The organism is Myxococcus sp. CA023 (assembly GCF_010998615.1).
GTDB lineage: Bacteria > Myxococcota > Myxococcia > Myxococcales > Myxococcaceae > Myxococcus.
Genome location: NZ_JAAEAH010000050.1, coordinates 18,563 through 35,681 on the forward strand (window position 1 = coordinate 18,563; position 17,119 = coordinate 35,681).

Annotated in this window: 14 protein-coding genes; 8 read left to right on the forward strand and 6 right to left on the reverse strand. The window is 70.9% G+C overall.

What is annotated here, in order from left to right; genetic code table 11:
• The first annotated feature begins 53 nt into the window (after positions 1 to 53).
• From F8M74_RS21955 to F8M74_RS21975, 5 genes are read left to right on the forward strand one after another with little or no spacing between them, the layout of a single operon-like run.
• The gene (locus F8M74_RS21955) at positions 54 to 2,246 is read left to right on the forward strand and encodes a polysaccharide biosynthesis tyrosine autokinase (protein ID WP_141256768.1); all 2,193 of its coding nucleotides are present in this window, start codon (positions 54 to 56) and stop codon (positions 2,244 to 2,246) included.
• On the forward strand, positions 2,243 to 3,493 hold the full coding sequence (locus tag F8M74_RS21960) for a glycosyltransferase (RefSeq protein ID WP_141256769.1): 1,251 nt from the start codon (positions 2,243 to 2,245) through the stop codon (positions 3,491 to 3,493). Before F8M74_RS21955 ends, F8M74_RS21960 begins: the two co-directional genes overlap by 4 nt.
• Positions 3,490 to 4,626, forward strand: a complete 1,137-nt coding sequence (locus tag F8M74_RS21965) for a glycosyltransferase family 4 protein (RefSeq protein WP_141256770.1) — start codon at positions 3,490 to 3,492, stop codon at positions 4,624 to 4,626. The genes F8M74_RS21960 and F8M74_RS21965 overlap by 4 nt, the downstream gene beginning before the upstream one ends.
• The gene (locus F8M74_RS21970; protein ID WP_141256771.1) at positions 4,623 to 6,083 is read left to right on the forward strand and encodes a hypothetical protein; all 1,461 of its coding nucleotides are present in this window, start codon (positions 4,623 to 4,625) and stop codon (positions 6,081 to 6,083) included. Before F8M74_RS21965 ends, F8M74_RS21970 begins: the two co-directional genes overlap by 4 nt.
• The gene (locus tag F8M74_RS21975) at positions 6,052 to 7,194 is read left to right on the forward strand and encodes a glycosyltransferase family 4 protein (RefSeq protein ID WP_141256772.1); all 1,143 of its coding nucleotides are present in this window, start codon (positions 6,052 to 6,054) and stop codon (positions 7,192 to 7,194) included. The genes F8M74_RS21970 and F8M74_RS21975 overlap by 32 nt, the downstream gene beginning before the upstream one ends.
• A 13-nt stretch (positions 7,195 to 7,207) precedes the next feature.
• Here F8M74_RS21975 and F8M74_RS21980 read toward each other — a convergent pair whose 3' ends face one another.
• The 5 genes from F8M74_RS21980 to F8M74_RS22000 form a co-directional block, all read right to left on the reverse strand.
• Entirely contained in the window at positions 7,208 to 8,359 is a 1,152-nt protein-coding gene (locus tag F8M74_RS21980; RefSeq protein WP_141256773.1) for a glycosyltransferase family 4 protein, read from the reverse strand.
• 21 nt (positions 8,360 to 8,380) lie between these two features.
• Positions 8,381 to 9,616 carry a glycosyltransferase family 4 protein gene (locus tag F8M74_RS21985; protein ID WP_141256774.1) on the reverse strand — a complete coding sequence of 412 codons (1,236 nt, stop codon included), beginning with the start codon at positions 9,614 to 9,616 and terminating at the stop codon, positions 8,381 to 8,383.
• Positions 9,617 to 9,779: 163 nt separating this feature from the next.
• On the reverse strand, positions 9,780 to 10,958 hold the full coding sequence (locus tag F8M74_RS21990; RefSeq protein WP_141256775.1) for a glycosyltransferase family 1 protein: 1,179 nt from the start codon (positions 10,956 to 10,958) through the stop codon (positions 9,780 to 9,782).
• Positions 10,955 to 12,103 (reverse strand): glycosyltransferase, encoded by a 1,149-nt coding sequence (locus F8M74_RS21995; protein WP_141256776.1) that lies wholly within the window; start codon positions 12,101 to 12,103, stop codon positions 10,955 to 10,957. The genes F8M74_RS21990 and F8M74_RS21995 overlap by 4 nt, the downstream gene beginning before the upstream one ends.
• A gap of 9 nt (positions 12,104 to 12,112) precedes the next feature.
• Positions 12,113 to 12,781, reverse strand: a complete 669-nt coding sequence (locus tag F8M74_RS22000; RefSeq protein WP_141256777.1) for a bifunctional 2-polyprenyl-6-hydroxyphenol methylase/3-demethylubiquinol 3-O-methyltransferase UbiG — start codon at positions 12,779 to 12,781, stop codon at positions 12,113 to 12,115.
• 194 nt (positions 12,782 to 12,975) lie between these two features.
• On the opposite strand from F8M74_RS22000, the gene F8M74_RS38555 reads away from it, so the two are divergent.
• The 3 genes from F8M74_RS38555 to F8M74_RS22015 are packed head-to-tail and all read left to right on the forward strand — an operon-like array spanning position 12,976 to position 16,383.
• Positions 12,976 to 14,496, forward strand: a complete 1,521-nt coding sequence (locus F8M74_RS38555) for an oligosaccharide flippase family protein (protein WP_141256778.1) — start codon at positions 12,976 to 12,978, stop codon at positions 14,494 to 14,496.
• 20 nt (positions 14,497 to 14,516) lie between these two features.
• Positions 14,517 to 15,467 (forward strand): glycosyltransferase family 2 protein, encoded by a 951-nt coding sequence (locus F8M74_RS22010; RefSeq protein WP_141256779.1) that lies wholly within the window; start codon positions 14,517 to 14,519, stop codon positions 15,465 to 15,467.
• Between the two features lies 1 nt (position 15,468).
• Complete coding sequence (locus tag F8M74_RS22015) at positions 15,469 to 16,383, forward strand: glycosyltransferase family A protein (RefSeq protein WP_141256780.1); 915 nt, start codon at positions 15,469 to 15,471, stop codon at positions 16,381 to 16,383.
• Between the two features lie 11 nt (positions 16,384 to 16,394).
• On the opposite strand, the gene F8M74_RS22020 is transcribed toward F8M74_RS22015, so the two are convergent.
• The gene (locus F8M74_RS22020; protein ID WP_141256781.1) at positions 16,395 to 16,940 is read right to left on the reverse strand and encodes a DUF2780 domain-containing protein; all 546 of its coding nucleotides are present in this window, start codon (positions 16,938 to 16,940) and stop codon (positions 16,395 to 16,397) included.
• Positions 16,941 to 17,119 lie beyond the last annotated feature (179 nt).

Sequence of the window (17,119 nt, forward strand, 5' to 3'; positions counted from 1 at the left end):
GCGGAGTGCCGCCAGGCCGTGGAATCGCTCTGGAGACGGCAGGGAGACGTGACGTGGATGGAACCGGTTTCGACCCGGCCGGCGGCGCCGGTGGCCTGACGCCCGCGGGCCTCATGCAGCATGTGCGCGCGGTGTGGCGCCGCAAGTGGGTCGTCCTTGGCGTGGCGGTGGTGGTGGCGGCGCTCACGGCCGCCCACACGTTGCGCGAGCCCAAGGTGTACTCGGCCAGTGCCTCGCTCATCATCGACGTGATGGCGCCTCGCTTCCTGGATGGGGAAGTGAAGGAGGTGATGGGCGAGGAGCGCAGCAACTACTGGTTCAACAAGGAGTACTACGCCACCCAGAGTCAAATCATCACCTCGCGCGCGGTGGCGGGCCGGGTGGTGGACAAGCTGGGCCTGTCCACGGACGCGGACTTCCTGGGCATGGCGCACGTCACCGACGAGAAGACGCGCCTGCAGGCGATGCAGGGCGCGGACGCGGTGGCGCTGGTCCAGTCGCGCATCCGGGTGATTCCCGCGAGGGACTCGCGGGTGATCAACATCGCGGTGGATGACTTCGACGCCAGGCGCGCGGCGCTGCTGGCCAACGAGGTGGCCGCCGCGTACATGGCGGAGAACCTGGCCCTCAAGCTCCGGACGACGGAGGACGCGCGCGACTGGTTGGAGATTCGTCTGGCCGAGCTGGAGTCGCAGTCCAAGACGAGCGAGCTGGCCGTCTACGACTTCAAGAAGGACGCGGACATGCTGTCCACGTCGCTCGAGTCGAGGATGAGCATCGTCAGTGAGCGCATCAACAGCTTCAACCTGAAGCTGACCGAGGTGCGCATCCAGATTGCCGCTCAGCAGGCGCGGGTGGAGGCCATCCACCGGCTGCGCAAGGCATCTCCGGAGGATGAGACGTGGGCGGAGGCGCTGTCGGGCGCCACGGACGGACCCATCCAGGACCTGCGGCGCAGCTACACCGAGCTGCGCATGACGTGCGCGGAGCTGGGTGAGCGCTACCTGGCCGAGCACCCGAAACTCCTGGAGTGCAACCGCAAGCTGTCGGTGGTGCGCGAGGACTTCCTCAAGAGCCTGAGCAACGTGGTGCGCGGCGCGGAGACGTCGCTGGCGGAGTCGGTGGCGCAGGAGAAGAACCTGGTGCGCCTGCTGGACGCGGAGAAGTCAGAGGCCTTCTTGGTGAACAAGAAGGCCATCGAGTTCGACCGGCTCAAGCGCGACTCGGACAACAACCAGCGCCTCTACGAACTGGTGGCCAGGCGCCTGAAGGACATCGAGCTGTCAGGCATGCTGCGCACCAGCAACGTGCGCGTGCTGGACCCTGCGCGGCCCATCCTGGCGCCGGTGAAGCCCCACGTGCGCCGCAACCTGGCGGTGGGGTTGGTGATGGGACTGCTGGCGGGCCTGGGCGTGGTGCTGCTGCTGGAACTCCTGGAGAACAGCGTGGCCACGCAGGCGGACGTGGAGGAGCGGCTGGGGCTGGCCTTCCTGGGCGTGATGCCTCGGCTGGATGGCAGCAAGGCGCCGCGCGAGCGGGACCTGCACGTCCACCGCGAACCCAAGTCGACAGCGGCGGAGTGCTGCCGCGCCATCCGCACCAACCTGCTGTTCATGTCGCCGGACAACCCGTTCAAGACGCTGGTGGTGACGTCCAGCGGGCCGCAGGAAGGCAAGTCCACCACCTGCGTCAGCCTGGGCGTGGCCATGGCCCAGAGCGGCAACCGGGTGCTGTTGCTGGACACCGACATGCGCCGGCCGCGCCTGCACCGCGCCTTCGGAGTGCCCAACGAGCTGGGCATCTCCTCGCTGGTGGTGGGTGAGGGCACGCTGGACGCGGCGGTGAAGAGCACCGAGGTGCCCGGCCTCTTCGTGCTGCCGTGCGGACCGCTGCCGCCCAATCCGGCGGAGCTGCTGCACACCCAGGCCTTCACGGACCTGCTGAAGGCCGCCTCCGAGCGCTTCGACCGCGTCATCCTGGACAGCCCGCCCGTCAACGCGGTGGCGGACGCGGCGGTGCTGGCCACGAAGTGCGACGGTGTGGTGCTGGTGCTGAAGGCGGCCAAGACGAACCGCGAGTCGGCGCGGCGTGCGCTGCGCTCACTGGCGGACGTGCAGGCGCGCATGTACGGCGCCATCCTCAACGACGTGGACCTGTCGGCGCCGCGCTACGGTGACTCGTATCTGGGCTACCAGGGCTACGGGCAGTACGCGGAAGACTCCAAGGATGGGGTGGCGCAGTCGTGAACGCGCCATCAGCGGGCGGGGGCCTGCGGGTGCTGCACCTGGGCAAGTTCTATCCTCCCGCGTCGGGCGGCATGGAGGCACACGTGCAGACGCTGGCGCGCGCCCAGGCGGCGCTCGGCGCGCAGGTGGAGGTGCTGTGCGCCAACCATGCCGCGGACGGCGCGGGCACCAGCCACGAGTTCCAGGGCCGCAGCCCCACGTGTGAGACGTGGGACGGACCGGTGCGAGTGACGCGCCTGGGCCGGCTGGCCTCCGTCGCGCGCATGGACGCGATGCCGGACCTGCCGCGCATGCTGGGACGCGCGTTGTCGCGGGGCGTGGACATCGTGCACCTGCACACGCCCAACCCGACCTGGGTGCTGGCCCTGGACGTGGTGCGCCGGCTGCCTCCTGTCTTCATCACCCACCACAGTGACGTCATCCGGCAGAAGGTGGCGGGCGCGCTCTTCAAGCCCTTCGAGGTGCTGCTCTACGCGCGGGCCCGGCGGGTGCTGGCCACCAGCGCGGCCTATGTTCCGGGCTCGCCGCTGCTGCGCGCCTTTCGCGGCAAGGTGCGGGCGCTGCCGCTGGGGCTCGACCTGGCGCCGTACCTCCAACCCTCCGCCGCCGCGCGTGAGGCGGAGGCCCACTGGCGGGCACAGGCCGCGGGCGCGCCGCTCTGGCTCATGGTGGGGCGGCTCGTCTACTACAAGGGCCTGTTCACCGCGCTGGAGGCGCTGCGCCGGGTGCCCGGGCGGCTGGTGGTGGTGGGGCAGGGGCCGCTGGAGGCGGAGGCTCGACGCCGGGCGCGCGCGCTGGGCGTCGCGGACCGGGTGACGTGGGCGGGCTATCTGCCTCCGGACTCGCTGGTCGGCGCGCTGCACGCGGCCACCGCGCTCTGGTTCTGTGGCAATGCCCGCAGCGAGGCGTATGGGTTGTCGCAGGTGGAGGCCATGGCCAGCGGTCTGCCCGTGCTGAACACGGCGATTCCGCACTCGGGCGTCGCATGGGTGAGCCTGCATGAGCAGACGGGGCTGACGGTGCCGGTCGGCGACGCGGAGGCCCTGGCGGCGGCGGCGCGGCGACTCCTGGAGGAGCCCGGGTTGGCGCAGCGGCTGGGGCGCGAGGCCCGGGAGCGGGCCGTGGCGGAGTTCCGGCATGACGTCATGGCCTGGCGCAGCCTGTCCCTGTACTCGGAGGCGCTGGGCCGGCCCGCGCCGGTGATGGCGCCCGACGTGGCGCTGCTGCGCTTGACGGGGAGCGTATGAGCCATCCCCTGCGCGTGCTGCACATCTCCAGCGGCAACCTCTACGGTGGCATCGAGACGCTGCTGCACACGATGGCGCGCGAGCGGAACCTTCGCCCGTCGCTGTCACATGCCTTCGCGCTCTGCTTCGAGGGCCGGCTGGCGCGGGAGCTGCGCGACGCGGGCGTGGAGGTGCGTGTGCTGGGGCCCGCGAAGACAGGCCGGCCCTGGTCCGTGTGGCGCGCGAGGAGCGTCCTGCGCGAGCTGCTGCGCGGCGGGCGCTACGACGTCGTCATCTGCCACGCCATCTGGCCTCAGGCCCTGTTCGGGCCCGTGGTGCGCACCGTTGGCGTTCCCCTGGCCTTCTTCCAGCATGACGCACTGACTGGCCAGCATTGGCTGGAGCGGTGGGCGCGTGTCACGCCGCCCGACCTGGTGCTGACCAACAGCCGCTTCGCCGCGGGCACGCTGGCGTCCGTCTATCCCCAGGTGCCTTGGCGTGTGACGCACTGTCCGCTGCCCATGCCACCGCCGGCGCTGGGGGTGTCCGAGCGCGAGCGCGTGCGCACGGAGCTGGGGGCCACCGAAGGGGACGCCGTCATCTTCCACGCCGGCCGGATGCAGGAGTCGAAGGGCCAGCGCTTGTTGGTGGAGGCGCTGGGCCGGCTGCGAGCGGTGCCGGGCTGGCGCGTCTGGTTCGCTGGCGGCGCTCAGCGTCCGGACGAGGAAGCCTATCTGGAGGGGCTGCGGGCGCAGGCGAAGCACCTGGGGGTCGAGGGGCGGCTGCGATTCCTGGGGCATCGCTCGGACGTGTCGCGGCTGCTGCGCGCCGCGGACATCCACTGCCATCCCAACTCGAGGCCGGAGGCGTTCGGTCTGGTCTTCGTGGAGGCGCTCCAGGCGGGCCTGCCCGTGGTGACCACGCCGATGGGGGGCGCGCTGGAAATCGTGGATGCCTCCTGCGGGGTGTTCGTCCGCCCGGAGCCGGAGCCACTGGCCCTGGCCCTGGGACGGCTCATCGAGGACCCCCAGACGCGTGCCCGGCTGGGCGCGGCGGGGCCCGCGCGTGCCGCGGCGCTGTGCGATGCGGGAGGCTTCCTTCGTGGCATGGAGGAGGCGCTGCGCGCGCTGTCCGAGCAGGAGGTGCCGGTGTGAGGGCGCCCCAGCTTCAGGGCCCCGGCGTGCTGAAGCGCCGGTACGTGCGCCGCACACCGGGGGCCGCGCTGGAGTCGGTTCCGGAGGGGACCTCGCCCACCGCGCCCGTCGCTCGAGGCGCGCGCATGGGCGGCGGCCTGCTGGCGTCGAGCCGATTGGTACCGCTCTTCGTCGGTCTGCTCATCTGCTGCCAGCTCGCGCTGCTGGTGGAAGCCATCGCGCCGCTTCGCGTGGCGGTGCGCGTGCTGGCCTTCGGCGTCAGTCTGGTGCTGCTGGCGCTGGTGCGGGGACGGAGTCTGAAGCACCCGGCGCTTCCCTTCATCCTGGCCGCGCTGGGCATCACCGCGCTCCAGCTCTTCAATCCTGGCACCGGTGCCCCGCTGGCGGCGCTGGCGCAGTTGGGCATCCAGCTCGCCATCGCCGCGCCACTGCTGTGGGTGACCCGGCTGGCCATCGACCCGAAGACGTTCCGTCGCACGCTCGCGCTGCTCTTCTTCTTCAACGCGGCCAGCGCGGGCGTGGGCGTGCTGCAGGTCTACTTCCCCGGACGCTTCCAGCCCGCGCTGTCAGCCGCGGTGCAGGGCCAGGGCGAAGGTTATGTGAGCAGCCTCAAGTTCGAGACCTCGGACGGCGTGCGCGTGTTCCGTCCCATGGGCCTGACGGACATTCCGGGCGGCGCGTCCACTGGCGGCTTCTACGCGGTGCTGCTGGGCGGCGGCTTCCTGCTGTCATCCCGTCGTGGGCTGACGCGCGTGTTGAGCGTGGGCGGCATCCTGGTGGGGCTCTTCGGCATCTACCTGTCGCAGGTGCGCGCCACCGCCGTCATGCTGGTGGTGTGTCTGGTGGCCCTGGCGGCGGTGCTCTTGGTGAGTGGCCGCGTGGGACGGTTCCTGGCCCTGCTGGCGGTGATGGGCACCGCGGGCGTGGCCACCTTCGGTTGGGCCGTGGCGGTGGGCGGCGACGCGGTGGTGAGTCGCTGGTCCTCGCTCTTCGCGGCCAGCCCCGACGAGGTGTACCACCGCAACCGCGGCTACTTCCTGACGGGTACCTTCGCGGACGTGCTGCCTGAGTATCCGCTGGGCGCGGGCCTGGGCCGCTACGGCATGACGAATGCCTACTTCGGCGACAACAGCGACCGCGAGCGCCCGCCATTGTGGGCGGAAATCCAGTGGACCGCCTGGGTCTACGACGGCGGCATCCTGGGCGTACTGTTCTACCCGCTGGGCGTGCTGATGTCGTTGCTGTGGGCCTTCCAGGTCGCTCGCAGCCGTGACGGTCCGCAGGACGAGTTCTGGCTGTGGGGCAGCGTCCTCTTCGCGTACAACCTGGGCGCCTTCGCGCTCACCTTCAGCTATCCGTTCTTCATGAGCCAGACGGGCATGGAGTTCTGGTTGCTCAACGCGGCGCTCTTCGGCGCCCTGGCCCATGCGAAGACCGTACACGCTCATCGCCGGTGACTTCGTGGATACCGGCGGCATGGACCGGGCCAACCTGGCGCTGGCGCTCTGGCTGGCGAAGCAGGGGCACCCTGTCCGGTTGGTGGCACACCGCGTGGCGGAGGTCCTCCTGCGCCATCCCAATGTGCGCTTCGTGCGAGTGCCCAAGCCCGCCAATGCGTATCTGCTCGGCGAACCGCTGCTGAGCGCGGTGGGCCGGGCCTGGGCGCTGCGTACCCGCGCCGAGGGTGGCCGCGTGGTGGCCAATGGTGGCAACTGCCCGGTGGCGTCCGCCAACTGGGTCCACTACGTCCACGGCGCCTATACCTCCGAGCCCAGCGGCGGCGCGCTGCGCCAGCTCAAGGGCCACGTGAGCCACCGGTACTACGTGCGTTCGGAGCGGCAGGCCCTGCGGCGCGCGCGCGTCATCATCGCCAACTCGGAGCGCACGCGGGACGATGTGGTGGCGGCCACGGGCGTTCCTGCGTCCCGGGTGCGCGTCATCTATCTCGGTGGGGATGCGGAGCGCTTTCGCCCGGTAACAGCCGAGGCGCGACGTGAGGTCCGCGCGTCCCTGGGGTGGCTGGAGTCCCGGCCCGTGGCGCTCTTCGTGGGCGCGTTGGGCGACCGCCGCAAGGGCTTCGACACCCTCTTCCAGGCGTGGGTGCGGCTGTGCGCACGGGCAGATTGGGGCGTGGACCTCAAGGTCGTGGGCTCAGGCTCGCAGCGTGATGCGTGGGAGCGCGAAGCCGCGGACAGAGGGCTGGGTGAGCGCATCCAGTTCCTCGGCTTCCGTGACGACGTGGCGCGCTTGCTGTCGGCGGCGGACGTGCTGGTGTCGCCCACGCGGTATGACGCGTATGGGCTGAACGTCCACGAGGCGCTGTGTGCCGGGCTGCCTGCGTTGGTGAGCCGCTCGGCGGGTGTGGCGGAGCGCTACCCGGAGGCGCTGTCGGGCTTGCTGCTGGACGCGCCGGATGACGTGGACGCGTTGGTGCGGCGCCTGGTGGATTGGCGCGAGCACGCGGCGGCCTGGGCGCCACAGGTGGCCGCGTTGTCGGAGACGCTCCGGGCGCAGACATGGGACACCATGGCCGAGGCCATCGTGGACACGGTGGAGCGCGAGGGCTGAGGCGCCTGCTTCGTCAGCTGCGCCGCTCCAGGACCTCGGTGAAGAAGTCGAGGTGTGCCTTCGCCACCACCGGCCACGAGAAATGGGTGACGGCGCGCTCTCGGCCCCGTGTGGCCAGTTCTTCTCTGCGCTGAGGACTCTCCAACAGGTTGGCGATCGCCTGCGTCCAGGCGGACACAGACGCCTCCGGCAGCACGATGCCCGCGTCGCCCATGGTGCGCGGGACTTCGCCCGAGTCACTGCCGAGCACGGGCACGCCACACGCGAAGCCCTCCGCCAACATGCGGCCGAACTGCTCCCGCCATTGGCGCGTCGTCTGACTGGGGGCGCACAGCATGTCCATGGCGTTGAGCGCGCGTGGCACGCCTGCGTGGGGCACGCCGGTGAGGACTCGCACCGAGTGGGCGTGCCGGGCCGCCCAGTCACGCAACGCACCTTCCATCGGGCCCCCGCCCACGAAGAGTGCGCGCCACGGGGTGTCGAGCGCGTCGAGCGCATCCATCAGCAGGGATACGCCCTTCTCCGGGACGAAGCGGCCGAGAAACCCCACCACGGGTGGACCTGATGTCTCCCACCCGAGCTCACGCCGCAAGGACTCGCCCGCGGCGCGATCCGGTTGGAACAGGTCCGCGTCCACGCCCATGGGAATGGCGCGCGCGGGACGCTCCGCATAGCCGGGACGGGTGAGGAGGTTGTCCCTCACGGTTTCACCCCAGGCCACCCAGCCGGAGGCGCGCTGGACGACGAAGCGCTCCGCCTGGGCGAAGGGCGGCGGGTAGCGCTTGGACAGGTTCTGCGCGGTGCTGAAGACGAGCGGGACGCGACGCGGTGTGAGCAATGCCAGCTCCAGGCCGGCCAGCACATAGGGCTCTTCCCACACGTGCACCAGGTCCGCGCCGCGCGCGAGGTGAGCATGCACCTCCGGACCGTAGAGGAAGGTGTGGAGCGAGCGGCTGAAGAAGGCGCGCACGCCTTCCGTCCTGGCGGGCTCGTCCGCTTCGAGTTGCAGGGCGAGCGGGCTCAGGTCGCCGTGGAAGAAGCGTGGCGCCACCGTGGTGACATCCCATGCGCCCGCGCCCACGCGCATCATCTCGTTGGCGAGGCGCCGGTTGAGGCCGACGACATAGGAGTGGGAGAGGGTGATGAGCCGGCGTGACTGCTTCAAGGGATGAGGGCTCCACGGCTTTCAAATGGGGGGACTGCTCCGCACGAGCGTGCGGTAAAGGGTGAGCACCTCGCTCGCGTAGCGTTCGCGCGAGAAGCTCGCCGCCGCGGTGAGTCGCGCGGCCGTGCCCAGCTGGGCTCGCAGGGCTGCATCCTCCAACAGCGTTCGCATCGCCTGGACCAACGCGTGCACATTGCCCGGAGGTATCAGCAGCGCGTCCGTGCCATTCGTGAGTGCCTCCGCCGCGCCGCTCGCGTTGGAGACGATGGCGGGCCGCCCGCAGGCGAGCGCCTCCGCGATGGTGAGGCCGAAGGGCTCCCGGCGGGTACTGGCGTGAACGAAGACGTCCAGGGCCCGGTACACGGAGGCCGGATGGGGCTGGAAGGGCACCAGGCCCACGCGCTCCGCCAGGCCTCGCGAGGCGATGAGCCTGCGCAGTTCGTCCTCGGAGAACTGCGAGCCGGGCGTCTGATACAGCGGCGCCCCCACCAGGTAGAAACGCACGGGCAGGGCGGGGTACAGGCGCGTCAGCGTCGCCGCGGCTTCGAGGAAGGCGTCCTGGCCCTTCCATCGGGCATAGGTGGCCACCAGCCCCACGCGGAGCGTGCCCTCGGGGGCTTCGGGTAGACCGGCCAGCCGGTCCAGTTGCGCGCCGTCCGCGTGGCCGGGGGAGAAGTGCGTGGTGTCCACGCCGTTGTAGACGACGTGCACGGGCACTCGGAACAGTACCTCGCGCGTGTCGTCGCCCACCGCTCGCGAGTTGGCGATGGCCGCCGATGCGAGGGGCGACAGCAGCCTCAGCGCGCGGCGGACCAGGGGCCGTTCGCCCAGGAAGTCGTGGATGTGCCACACCCGCTTCAAGGGCAGGCCCGCGGTGGCGGCGCTGAGCAGGTGCGTCTTGATGCCGTTGGAATGCACCAGGTCGGGGCTGATGTCGGCGACGTCCCGGCGGAGCGCGCGTCCATGGTCCACGAGCAGTCCGGATGTGGGCGCCAGCCGACGGGCGAAGCGCAGCGCTTCCAGCGGACCGTGGCCTCTCAATGCGGTGTCGCCCAGCGTGGACAGGTGCTCTGGCAACGGCAGCAGCCGCGCATCCACGCCCAGTGCGCGCGCTTCGTCGAGCAGCGGCCCCGCCGTTCCTGCCAGCAGGTGGAGCGACAGCGTTGAGTCCTGCTGCTTCAGGCACGCCATCAAATCGAGGAGCGCGCGCTCGGCTCCACCAAGGATGCCCACGGGATTGAGGAAGAGGAGGCGCACGGCGGATGGACCGAAGCAAACACCTCTCCTCGGGTCAAGGCACGTTGCTGGGGCTCGAGGCACGGGCAACGCCGCCGCGCACTGTGTTCGCGCGATGACCCTGGGCCTGTCCGTATCGCCAAGGGCGAGCGGAACGCTCCGGGTTGGGTGGAACCTGCCGACCTCACGACGTGGAGGCACCCAGCAGCCGCAGGTAGGCGTCCAGCACCGTACGCGCATGCGCGGCCCAGGTGAAGCGCGAGGCGCGGGTCAGCCGTGTCTCGCGCGAGGGCTGTGCGTCATGGCCGGCGAGCAGCGCGGCCACGGACTCCACCCACGCCGGCACGTCCCCCACGGGGCAGTAGGTGCAGGCTTCTGCTCCGACCTCCCGAAGCACGGGCAGGTCGCTGGCCACCACGGGAGCTCCACAGGCCAGCGCCTCGATGACGGGGAGTCCAAAGCCCTCCGCCTCGCTCGTCACCAGCACGGCCGCCGCGCGCCGGTAGAGGCCCGCCAGCGTGGCCCGTTCCTGCCGAGGAGGCTGAAGCAACGCATCGCCAATACCCAACGCCTCCACCTGCGCGCGCTGTGAGTCGTTCAGTGCGCCGCCCTGCTGCACCACCCGAAGCTCCGGGGAGCGCGCGCGAAGCGCGGCGAACACGGCGAAGAGCACGTCCAGGCGTTTGCGAGGAATCGCGCTGCCGACGTGGAGCAGGTAGGGCCGCCCCCCTAGCGGTGTGAGCACGGCTTCGCTGGCATCGGGCGTTCCGGGCGTGGGCTCCGGGCGGTATTCGGGGGACACGCCATACGGCGCCCAGACGAGCCGCGACTCCGGCACCACGCCGTGCGCGAGCAACTCCGTGCGCACCGCCTGGGTGCTGTGGAACACGATGGCCGCCCGCTCCAGTCCCGCGAGCTGTGCACGGGCCATGGCGCGGAACCACGCCGGACGCGGCTCGCGCTGAGGCTCCAGCACGGAGCGGAACGCATCCAGGTCATGGCAATAGACACCGGTGCGCGACGCGGGCAACGCGTGGACGAGCTGCGCGTAGGTGTGGTCCACCACGTGGAATGCGTCGTACCGACCCCGGGCGAGCAGCGCGCGGCCCGGGTAGAGGCCGAAGCGGGTGAGGAGCCGGTCCGCGTTGAACGCCGCGTTGCGCGCGCCTGCTCGGGGAAGCCGTCGCAGCACCGCGGGCATGTCTGGCCGCACGGCCGTCACGTGGACCTCGGAGGGATGCGCGGCAAGTCCCTCCAGGAGGGCCTCGCCCACCAGGTCCATGCTGGGCCAGCCCTCCTCGCGCGGGTCCATCAGCAGCGCCAGCCGGGCCGCGGTCTGGGTTGTCGCGTGGCGGGGCGTCATGTCGGGCCGGCGCGCAGCAGCGCTTCCACCGTGCGCTCCAGCGCGAAGTGCTCGCGGTAGATTCGAGCCGCGTGCAGGCCCAGCTCCCGGCGCGTGTCCGCGCGCGACAGCAGGGCCTCGGTGCGCTCCTCCAACGCAGCGGGCGCCGTGCCTTCGGCCAATGCGACGGCGCCGTGTTCGCGCCACAGCGGTTCCGTGAGGTGCCCGGTGTTCGTGACGATAGGACGCCCCAGGGCCAGGCCCGCCATGACCGTGGTGCGTCTTGTACTCACGCCGTCCGGATAGGGCTGCAGCAGCACGTCACACGTCGCCAGATGCACCGCGATGTCGTCCAGCGCGAGCGAGTCCCTGGCCACGAGCCGGCCTCGCAGCTCGGGGTGGCGCGTCTCCACGCCTTCGACGAAGGCGCGGCTGCCTCTGCCCAGCATCAACGCCCGGCGCGTTCCCTCACCGCGCAGCAACGGCACCAGCGCGGCCTCCAGGGGCTCAGCGGTGAGACGTCCGAAGGTGCCGAAGTGTCCCAGCCAGGGCCCCTCACCCAACTCCGCGCGGAGCGCGTCCACGGCGTCACTGGAGACATTGACGGGCAGATTGCTGGGAACCGGCAGCCAGGCCGCATGGGGCCGGACGCGAGCGGGCAGGTGCTCCGCCCACTGGGGAATGGAGACGAACACGCGGTTGGCGGCGCTCGCCACCAGGCGCACCATCAGCCGCGTGGTGCCCGCCAGGATGTGGTGGCGCCAGGGGCCGCGCGGGCTCCACGGATGCACCGCCTCGTGGATGTAGACCCAGCGCGCGTCTTGCCACCGCGCGGCGAACCACGCGCAGAAGGGGACGTTCATCGCCCTCAACCCCAGGGCATGGGGGACGTACTGGAGCAGCAGGCGCCGGGGCCCCGGGCACGCATCCAGCCCGCGTGACAGGCCGGGCAGTCCCCTGGGCGTCAGGAGGTCGGGGGCACGGTGCACGGTGACGCCGTCCTCGTCGCGTACACCGACTTCACCGGGGGCCCAGACGTGGACCTCCTGCCCGGCACTGGCGAGCGCGCGGCTCAGTTGCCGGGTGTAGTCACCGACGCCGCCGGGCCTCGGCGGGTATTCGCCGGTGAGGACATGCCAGGCGGGAGCGGTGCGCGAAGGAGGCATGGCGCGGCGTCAGGACACTTCCATGTCGCGGATGGCGAGGAGCTGGAAGGCGTGACGGGGCCAGCGCGTGGCGAAGGGCTCGGTGAGGATGGACAGGCGGCTGCCCAGCCGGAAGGGCCGGATGCGCGGCAGGGCGTAGTCACCGCGCAGGGGCTTCCAGCCGCTCATGCCGGTGACGCGGTAGCCGCGCAGCTCGAAGTCGTAGACCTCCCAGCCGGAGCGGTGCACCTGGTGGACGTTGTTGTCCCACTCGTCCTGGGGGAGGAAGCCATTGGGCGTGAAGATGATGACGCGCTTGCGCGCCAGCGACTCCATCATCTCCAGCAGCCGGAATCCGTCTGGCTTGTCGAAGTGCTCGATGACGTCCAGCGCGACGACGGCGTCGAAGCTCTTCGGACCGAAGCGCTGGCCCGCTTCCAGCAGGTTCATGCAGTGGTACTCGCGGTGGATGCCCGCGGCCCGGCTGCGCTCGATGCTGGTGGGGTGGCCATCCACGCCCACCGTGTGCGGGAGCAGATGCGAGAAGCTGTGGAGCGGCGAGCGCGAGCCACAGCCGATGTCCAGCACGCTGTCACAGGTGCCGACCAGCGCCTCCTTCAGCGTGCGGTGGAGCACCTGGTGCTCGCCCACGAGGACTTCGCGCTTCAGGAACTGGAGGATGTTTCCACCGGGACGCATGTGGGCAGACCGTAGCCCCGGCGCTTCGGAAAGGGCAACCCTGGCGCGGTGTCCAGGCAGGCGAGCGGGACATCCCGCCGTGCGGGGAGCGCGCGTTGCTTGTAGGCTCTGCGCGCTGTCGCTAGCATTTCCGCTCCCGCGCGTTCCCGCGCGCTGGCCCTCCCCAGGACACCCGGAGCGGGCCGCTCCGCACCATGAACGCCACCACAGCGTCCGAAGCCACCGCCGTCGAAGTCAAGGCGCGTGCCCTGAAGGGCATGTTCGTCCTGGCGGCGCGGACCGTGGCGTCCCAGGGGCTGCGCGTGGTGAGCGCGCTGTTCCTGTCCCGGCTGCTCTTCCCGTCGGACTACGGTCTGTTCGGAATCGTGTCCTACGCGGCCTCCCTGGGCGTGTTCCTGGGCGACCTGGGCCTGAGCGCGGCGCTGGTCCGCCAGCCGCACGAGCCCACGCGAGATGAGACGTTCACCATCTTCTGGTGCCACCAGGCGCTCACCGCCGTCGTGGTGGCCTCCGTCTGTCTGCTGGCCCCCCAGTTGACGCGCGGCTATGCGCTGGGCGACGGCGCGGTGCCCATGGTGTGGGCGCTGGCGCTGGGCCTGTTCCTGTCCTCGCTGCGCGTGATTCCGTTGATGGCGCTGGAGCGCCAGCTGGCCTTCCCCGTCATCGCCCGCGCCGAGTTGATTGAAAACGTGGTGCAGGTCATCACCACCATCTCCCTGGCGGCGCTGGGCTTCGGAGCCTGGGCGCTGGCGCTGGGCGGCCTGGTGCGCGGCGCGGTGGGGCTGGTGTGCATCTGGTGGGCGTCCCCCTGGCGTCCCCAGGGGCGCTTCCGCGTGGACGTGTTGCGGCGGCTCTTGGGCTTCGGGCTGGCGTTCCAGCTTCCGCCCCTGGTGGCGGCGATGGTGGCGGGCTGGGTGCCGCTGGTGGTGGGGCACGTGTTGGGCAAGGAGGCGGTGGGACTGGTCAACTGGGCCTGGGCGCTGGCCTCCACGCCGATGATGCTGAGCGTGGTGCTCAACCGCGTGGCCTTCCCCGCCTACTGCCGGTTGCAGGATGACCCGGAGGGCTTCGCCGAGTACCTGCGCACGTCGCTGCGCCGGCTGTCCTCGGTGCTGCTGCTCGCCATTCCCCTGGCGGTGCTGGCCGTCCCCGTGGCGGTGCCCCTCTTCTTCGGCACGCGGTGGCTGCCCGCGGTGGTGCTGGTGCAGTGGTTCAGCATGGAGTGCATCCTCACCACCCTGGTGGGGCTGCTGGCCACGGCGCAGAACGCGGGCGGCAGGCCCTGGGAGCGGCTGGCTGTCGTCGTGGGCGTGGGTGCGGCGAAGTGGGGGCTGGGGACGTGGGCCATCCAACGCTTCGGCCTGGAGGGCATGGGCCCCGCGGGCGTGCTGGTGGGACTGGCCGAGGTGTGGGTGACGGCGTGGCTGGTGGAGCGGCTCAACCCGTCGATGCGAGGGCTGACGCGGCAGGTGGTGGAGCCCTTCGTCACCCTGGGGCTGGTGCTGCTGGGGGCGTGTCTGGCGGCGCTGCGGCTGGTGGAGGAGGGTGTGGTGGCGCAGGCGTTGGTGGGCGCGGTGCTGTTCGCCCTCCTGGTGTGGGCCCGTGAACGGCTGCCGGGAACGCTGCCACTCCTGGGCGAGCTGAGGCAGATTCTCGAATTCATCCGGGCACGGAGGGCCGCGAGGCCAGCTCCGGTGAGTCCGGCGTCGACGTGAGCAGACACGCGGAGGTCCCGATGAAGAAGCCCGACCTGGTCATCTCCATCGTCAATCACAGCAATCCGGAGTTGCTGCACGACTGTCTGCGCACGCTGTACGCGACGACGCGCGACAGCTCCTTCGAGGTCTGGATTGTCGACAACGCCACGGGTGGGCGTGGCGTGGACGCCATGCGGCGCGACTTTCCCCAGGTGCGCTGGCTCTTCAACACGGAGCGCAAGGGTTTCTCCGCCAACCACAACCAGGTGCTGCGCCAGGCCCAGGGCCGTCACTTCTGTATCTTCAATGACGACACCATCGTCCACGAGGGCGCCTTCGACGCGCTGGTGCGCTTCATGGATGACAACCCGCATGTGGGCATGGCGGGCGCGCGGCTGTTGAACGCGGACGGCACCATCCAGAACTGCACCTTCCGGCCCATGTCGCTGGCCGGGCAGCTCTTCGACATCGTCTTCCTGCCGCGTCCCCTCCACTTCCTCAAGGCGATGGCCATCGACCCGGCGCAGTACGGCCACGACGAGGCCCGCGTGAGCTGGGTGCTGGGCGCCTGCATCGTGGTGCGCGAGGAGGCGCTCGCGGAGGTGGGCCTGCTCGACGAGGAGATGTCCCCGCTGGGCAACACCGAGGACACCGACTGGTGCGTGCGGGCCTGGAAGGCGGGCTGGGAGGTGGCCTTCTGCCCGGAGGCGGTGATTACGCACCTGACCAGCCGCTCGTTCCGTCCGTCCGACACCGGGGCGGACAAGGTGCGCATCGAGCTGTGGCGCACGCGGCTGGCGTACTTCCGCAAGCACCACGGCCGGCTGCACGAGGCAGCCATGCGGGCCATCCTGGTGGGGACGTTGCCGTACAACTCGGCGGTGTTGACGCAGACGCTGCTGCGCGGGCGCATGAGCCTGTCGGAGTACCGCAAGCAACTGGCCACCTTCCTGGGCATCTCCCAGATGGGCCTGCGCGCCCGCGTGTGACATGCCGTTCTTCTCCGTCATCATCCCCACGTACAACCGGGCGCGGCTGCTGGAGGCGGCGCTCGCGTCTGTGTTCGCGCAGGAGGAGCGTGACTTCGAGGTGCTCGTCGTGGATGACGGCTCCACCGACGACACGCTGGAGACGCTGGCTCGCTACGGCGAACAGGTGCGCGTGCTCAGCCAGCGCAACGCGGGCCCTGGCGCCGCTCGCAACCTGGGCATCCAGGAGGCCCGGGGCGCCTACGTGGCCTTCCTGGACAGTGACGACGTGTGGTTCCCCTGGACGCTGGCCACGTACCGGCGGGTGCTCGAAGCGGAAGGGACGTCGCTGGTGCTGGGCACGGCGGCGCTGTTCTCCCGGGCCGAAACCCTGGCGACCGTGAACCGCGAGCCGCTCCAGGTGCTGCGCTTCGCGGACTATCTGGCCAGCGCGGAGGACCGGACGCCGCGCACCGCGTGTGTGCTGGCGGTGCGCACGGAGGCGCTGCGGCGCGTGGGGGGCTTCACCCCGCTGCGCATCAGCGGCGAGGACTACGACTTGCTGTACCGGTTGGGCACGGAGCCGGGCTTCGCCTGGGTGCGGGCGCCCGTGGTGGTGGGCTACCGGCAGCACGTGGGCTCCACGTCCACGTCACTGGAGTCCGGCTACCGGGGCACGCGGTATCTCCTGGAGCAGGAGCGCCTGGGACGCTATCCGGGAGGCACGGCCCGCAGGCGTGAGCGGCTGGAGATGCTGCTCTACAGCCTGCGCCATGTGACGCACTGGTTGCTGTCCCAGCGCCGCTTGGACCTGGCGCTGGACTTGTACCGGCGCGGCCTGCCGCTCCACCTGGCGGTGCCGCGCTGGCGCTACATGCTGGGCTTCCCGCCGTGGGCGCTGGCCACCACCGTGCGCCAGCGCGTGTCGGGCCGCTGACGGCTCGGGTTTTAGCGTCCGCCGCCCATCAACCCGCCCAGCATCCCCCCAAGGCCGCCACCGCCGGGCGTGTTGCCACCACCGCCCGCGCCGGCCAGCAGCGGCACCACGGAGAGGATGCGGCCCACGAGCGCGGGGTCCAGGCGCGACTTGAGGAAGTTCAGCAGCAGAGGCGCCACCAGGGACGCCTTGCTCGCGTCGATGTTGAAGCGGCCCAGCAGGGACACCACGGCGGCAACGTCACCGGCCTGCCCCGCTGCGCCACCCAGCGCGCTCAGCATGCCGCCCGCGCCGCCCTCCTGGCCGGACATGAGGCCGCCCAGCGCGCCCAGCAGCCCGCCCCCCGCGTCCGGCGCCGTCTGGGGCGCGGACGTGGTGCTGGGGGCCTGCTGCCACGTCTCCATCTCCGGAATCGCCTGGCCCATCTGGTTCGCGGCGTCGGGGCCCAGCTTCTCCTGCACCGTGCCCTGCACCCGCTTCAGCAGCAAGCCCGCCAGCCCCTGGGCCTGCGTTCCATCCACTCCAAGCTGCTGAGAGAGCTGTCCGATGAGGTCCATCCCTTGCCCCTTTCCTGTCGCGCGTCCGTGTGGAGCGCCTTTCTAACGGGCCCCGCGAGGCGCCGTGGAAGCGTTGGTGGGGAATCGTTGCTCACGGACAGGCCGGGCGGCACGGAGGCCGGTCGCTCCCTTGCCTTCCCGCCGCCTTCATCCGGTCCGCGTCGGACTGCGCATCTTCG

Coding starts and splice junctions, on each gene's coding strand:
- F8M74_RS21965 (WP_141256770.1), top strand. CDS start 3,490: ATGAGCCATCCCCTGCGCGTGCTGCACATCTCCAGCGGCAACCTCTAC.
- F8M74_RS21975 (WP_141256772.1), top strand. CDS start 6,052: ATGCGAAGACCGTACACGCTCATCGCCGGTGACTTCGTGGATACCGGC.
- F8M74_RS21990 (WP_141256775.1), bottom strand. CDS start 10,958: ATGACGCCCCGCCACGCGACAACCCAGACCGCGGCCCGGCTGGCGCTG.
- F8M74_RS21995 (WP_141256776.1), bottom strand. CDS start 12,103: ATGCCTCCTTCGCGCACCGCTCCCGCCTGGCATGTCCTCACCGGCGAA.
- F8M74_RS22000 (WP_141256777.1), bottom strand. CDS start 12,781: ATGCGTCCCGGTGGAAACATCCTCCAGTTCCTGAAGCGCGAAGTCCTC.
- F8M74_RS38555 (WP_141256778.1), top strand. CDS start 12,976: ATGAACGCCACCACAGCGTCCGAAGCCACCGCCGTCGAAGTCAAGGCG.
- F8M74_RS22010 (WP_141256779.1), top strand. CDS start 14,517: ATGAAGAAGCCCGACCTGGTCATCTCCATCGTCAATCACAGCAATCCG.
- F8M74_RS22015 (WP_141256780.1), top strand. CDS start 15,469: ATGCCGTTCTTCTCCGTCATCATCCCCACGTACAACCGGGCGCGGCTG.
- F8M74_RS22020 (WP_141256781.1), bottom strand. CDS start 16,940: ATGGACCTCATCGGACAGCTCTCTCAGCAGCTTGGAGTGGATGGAACG.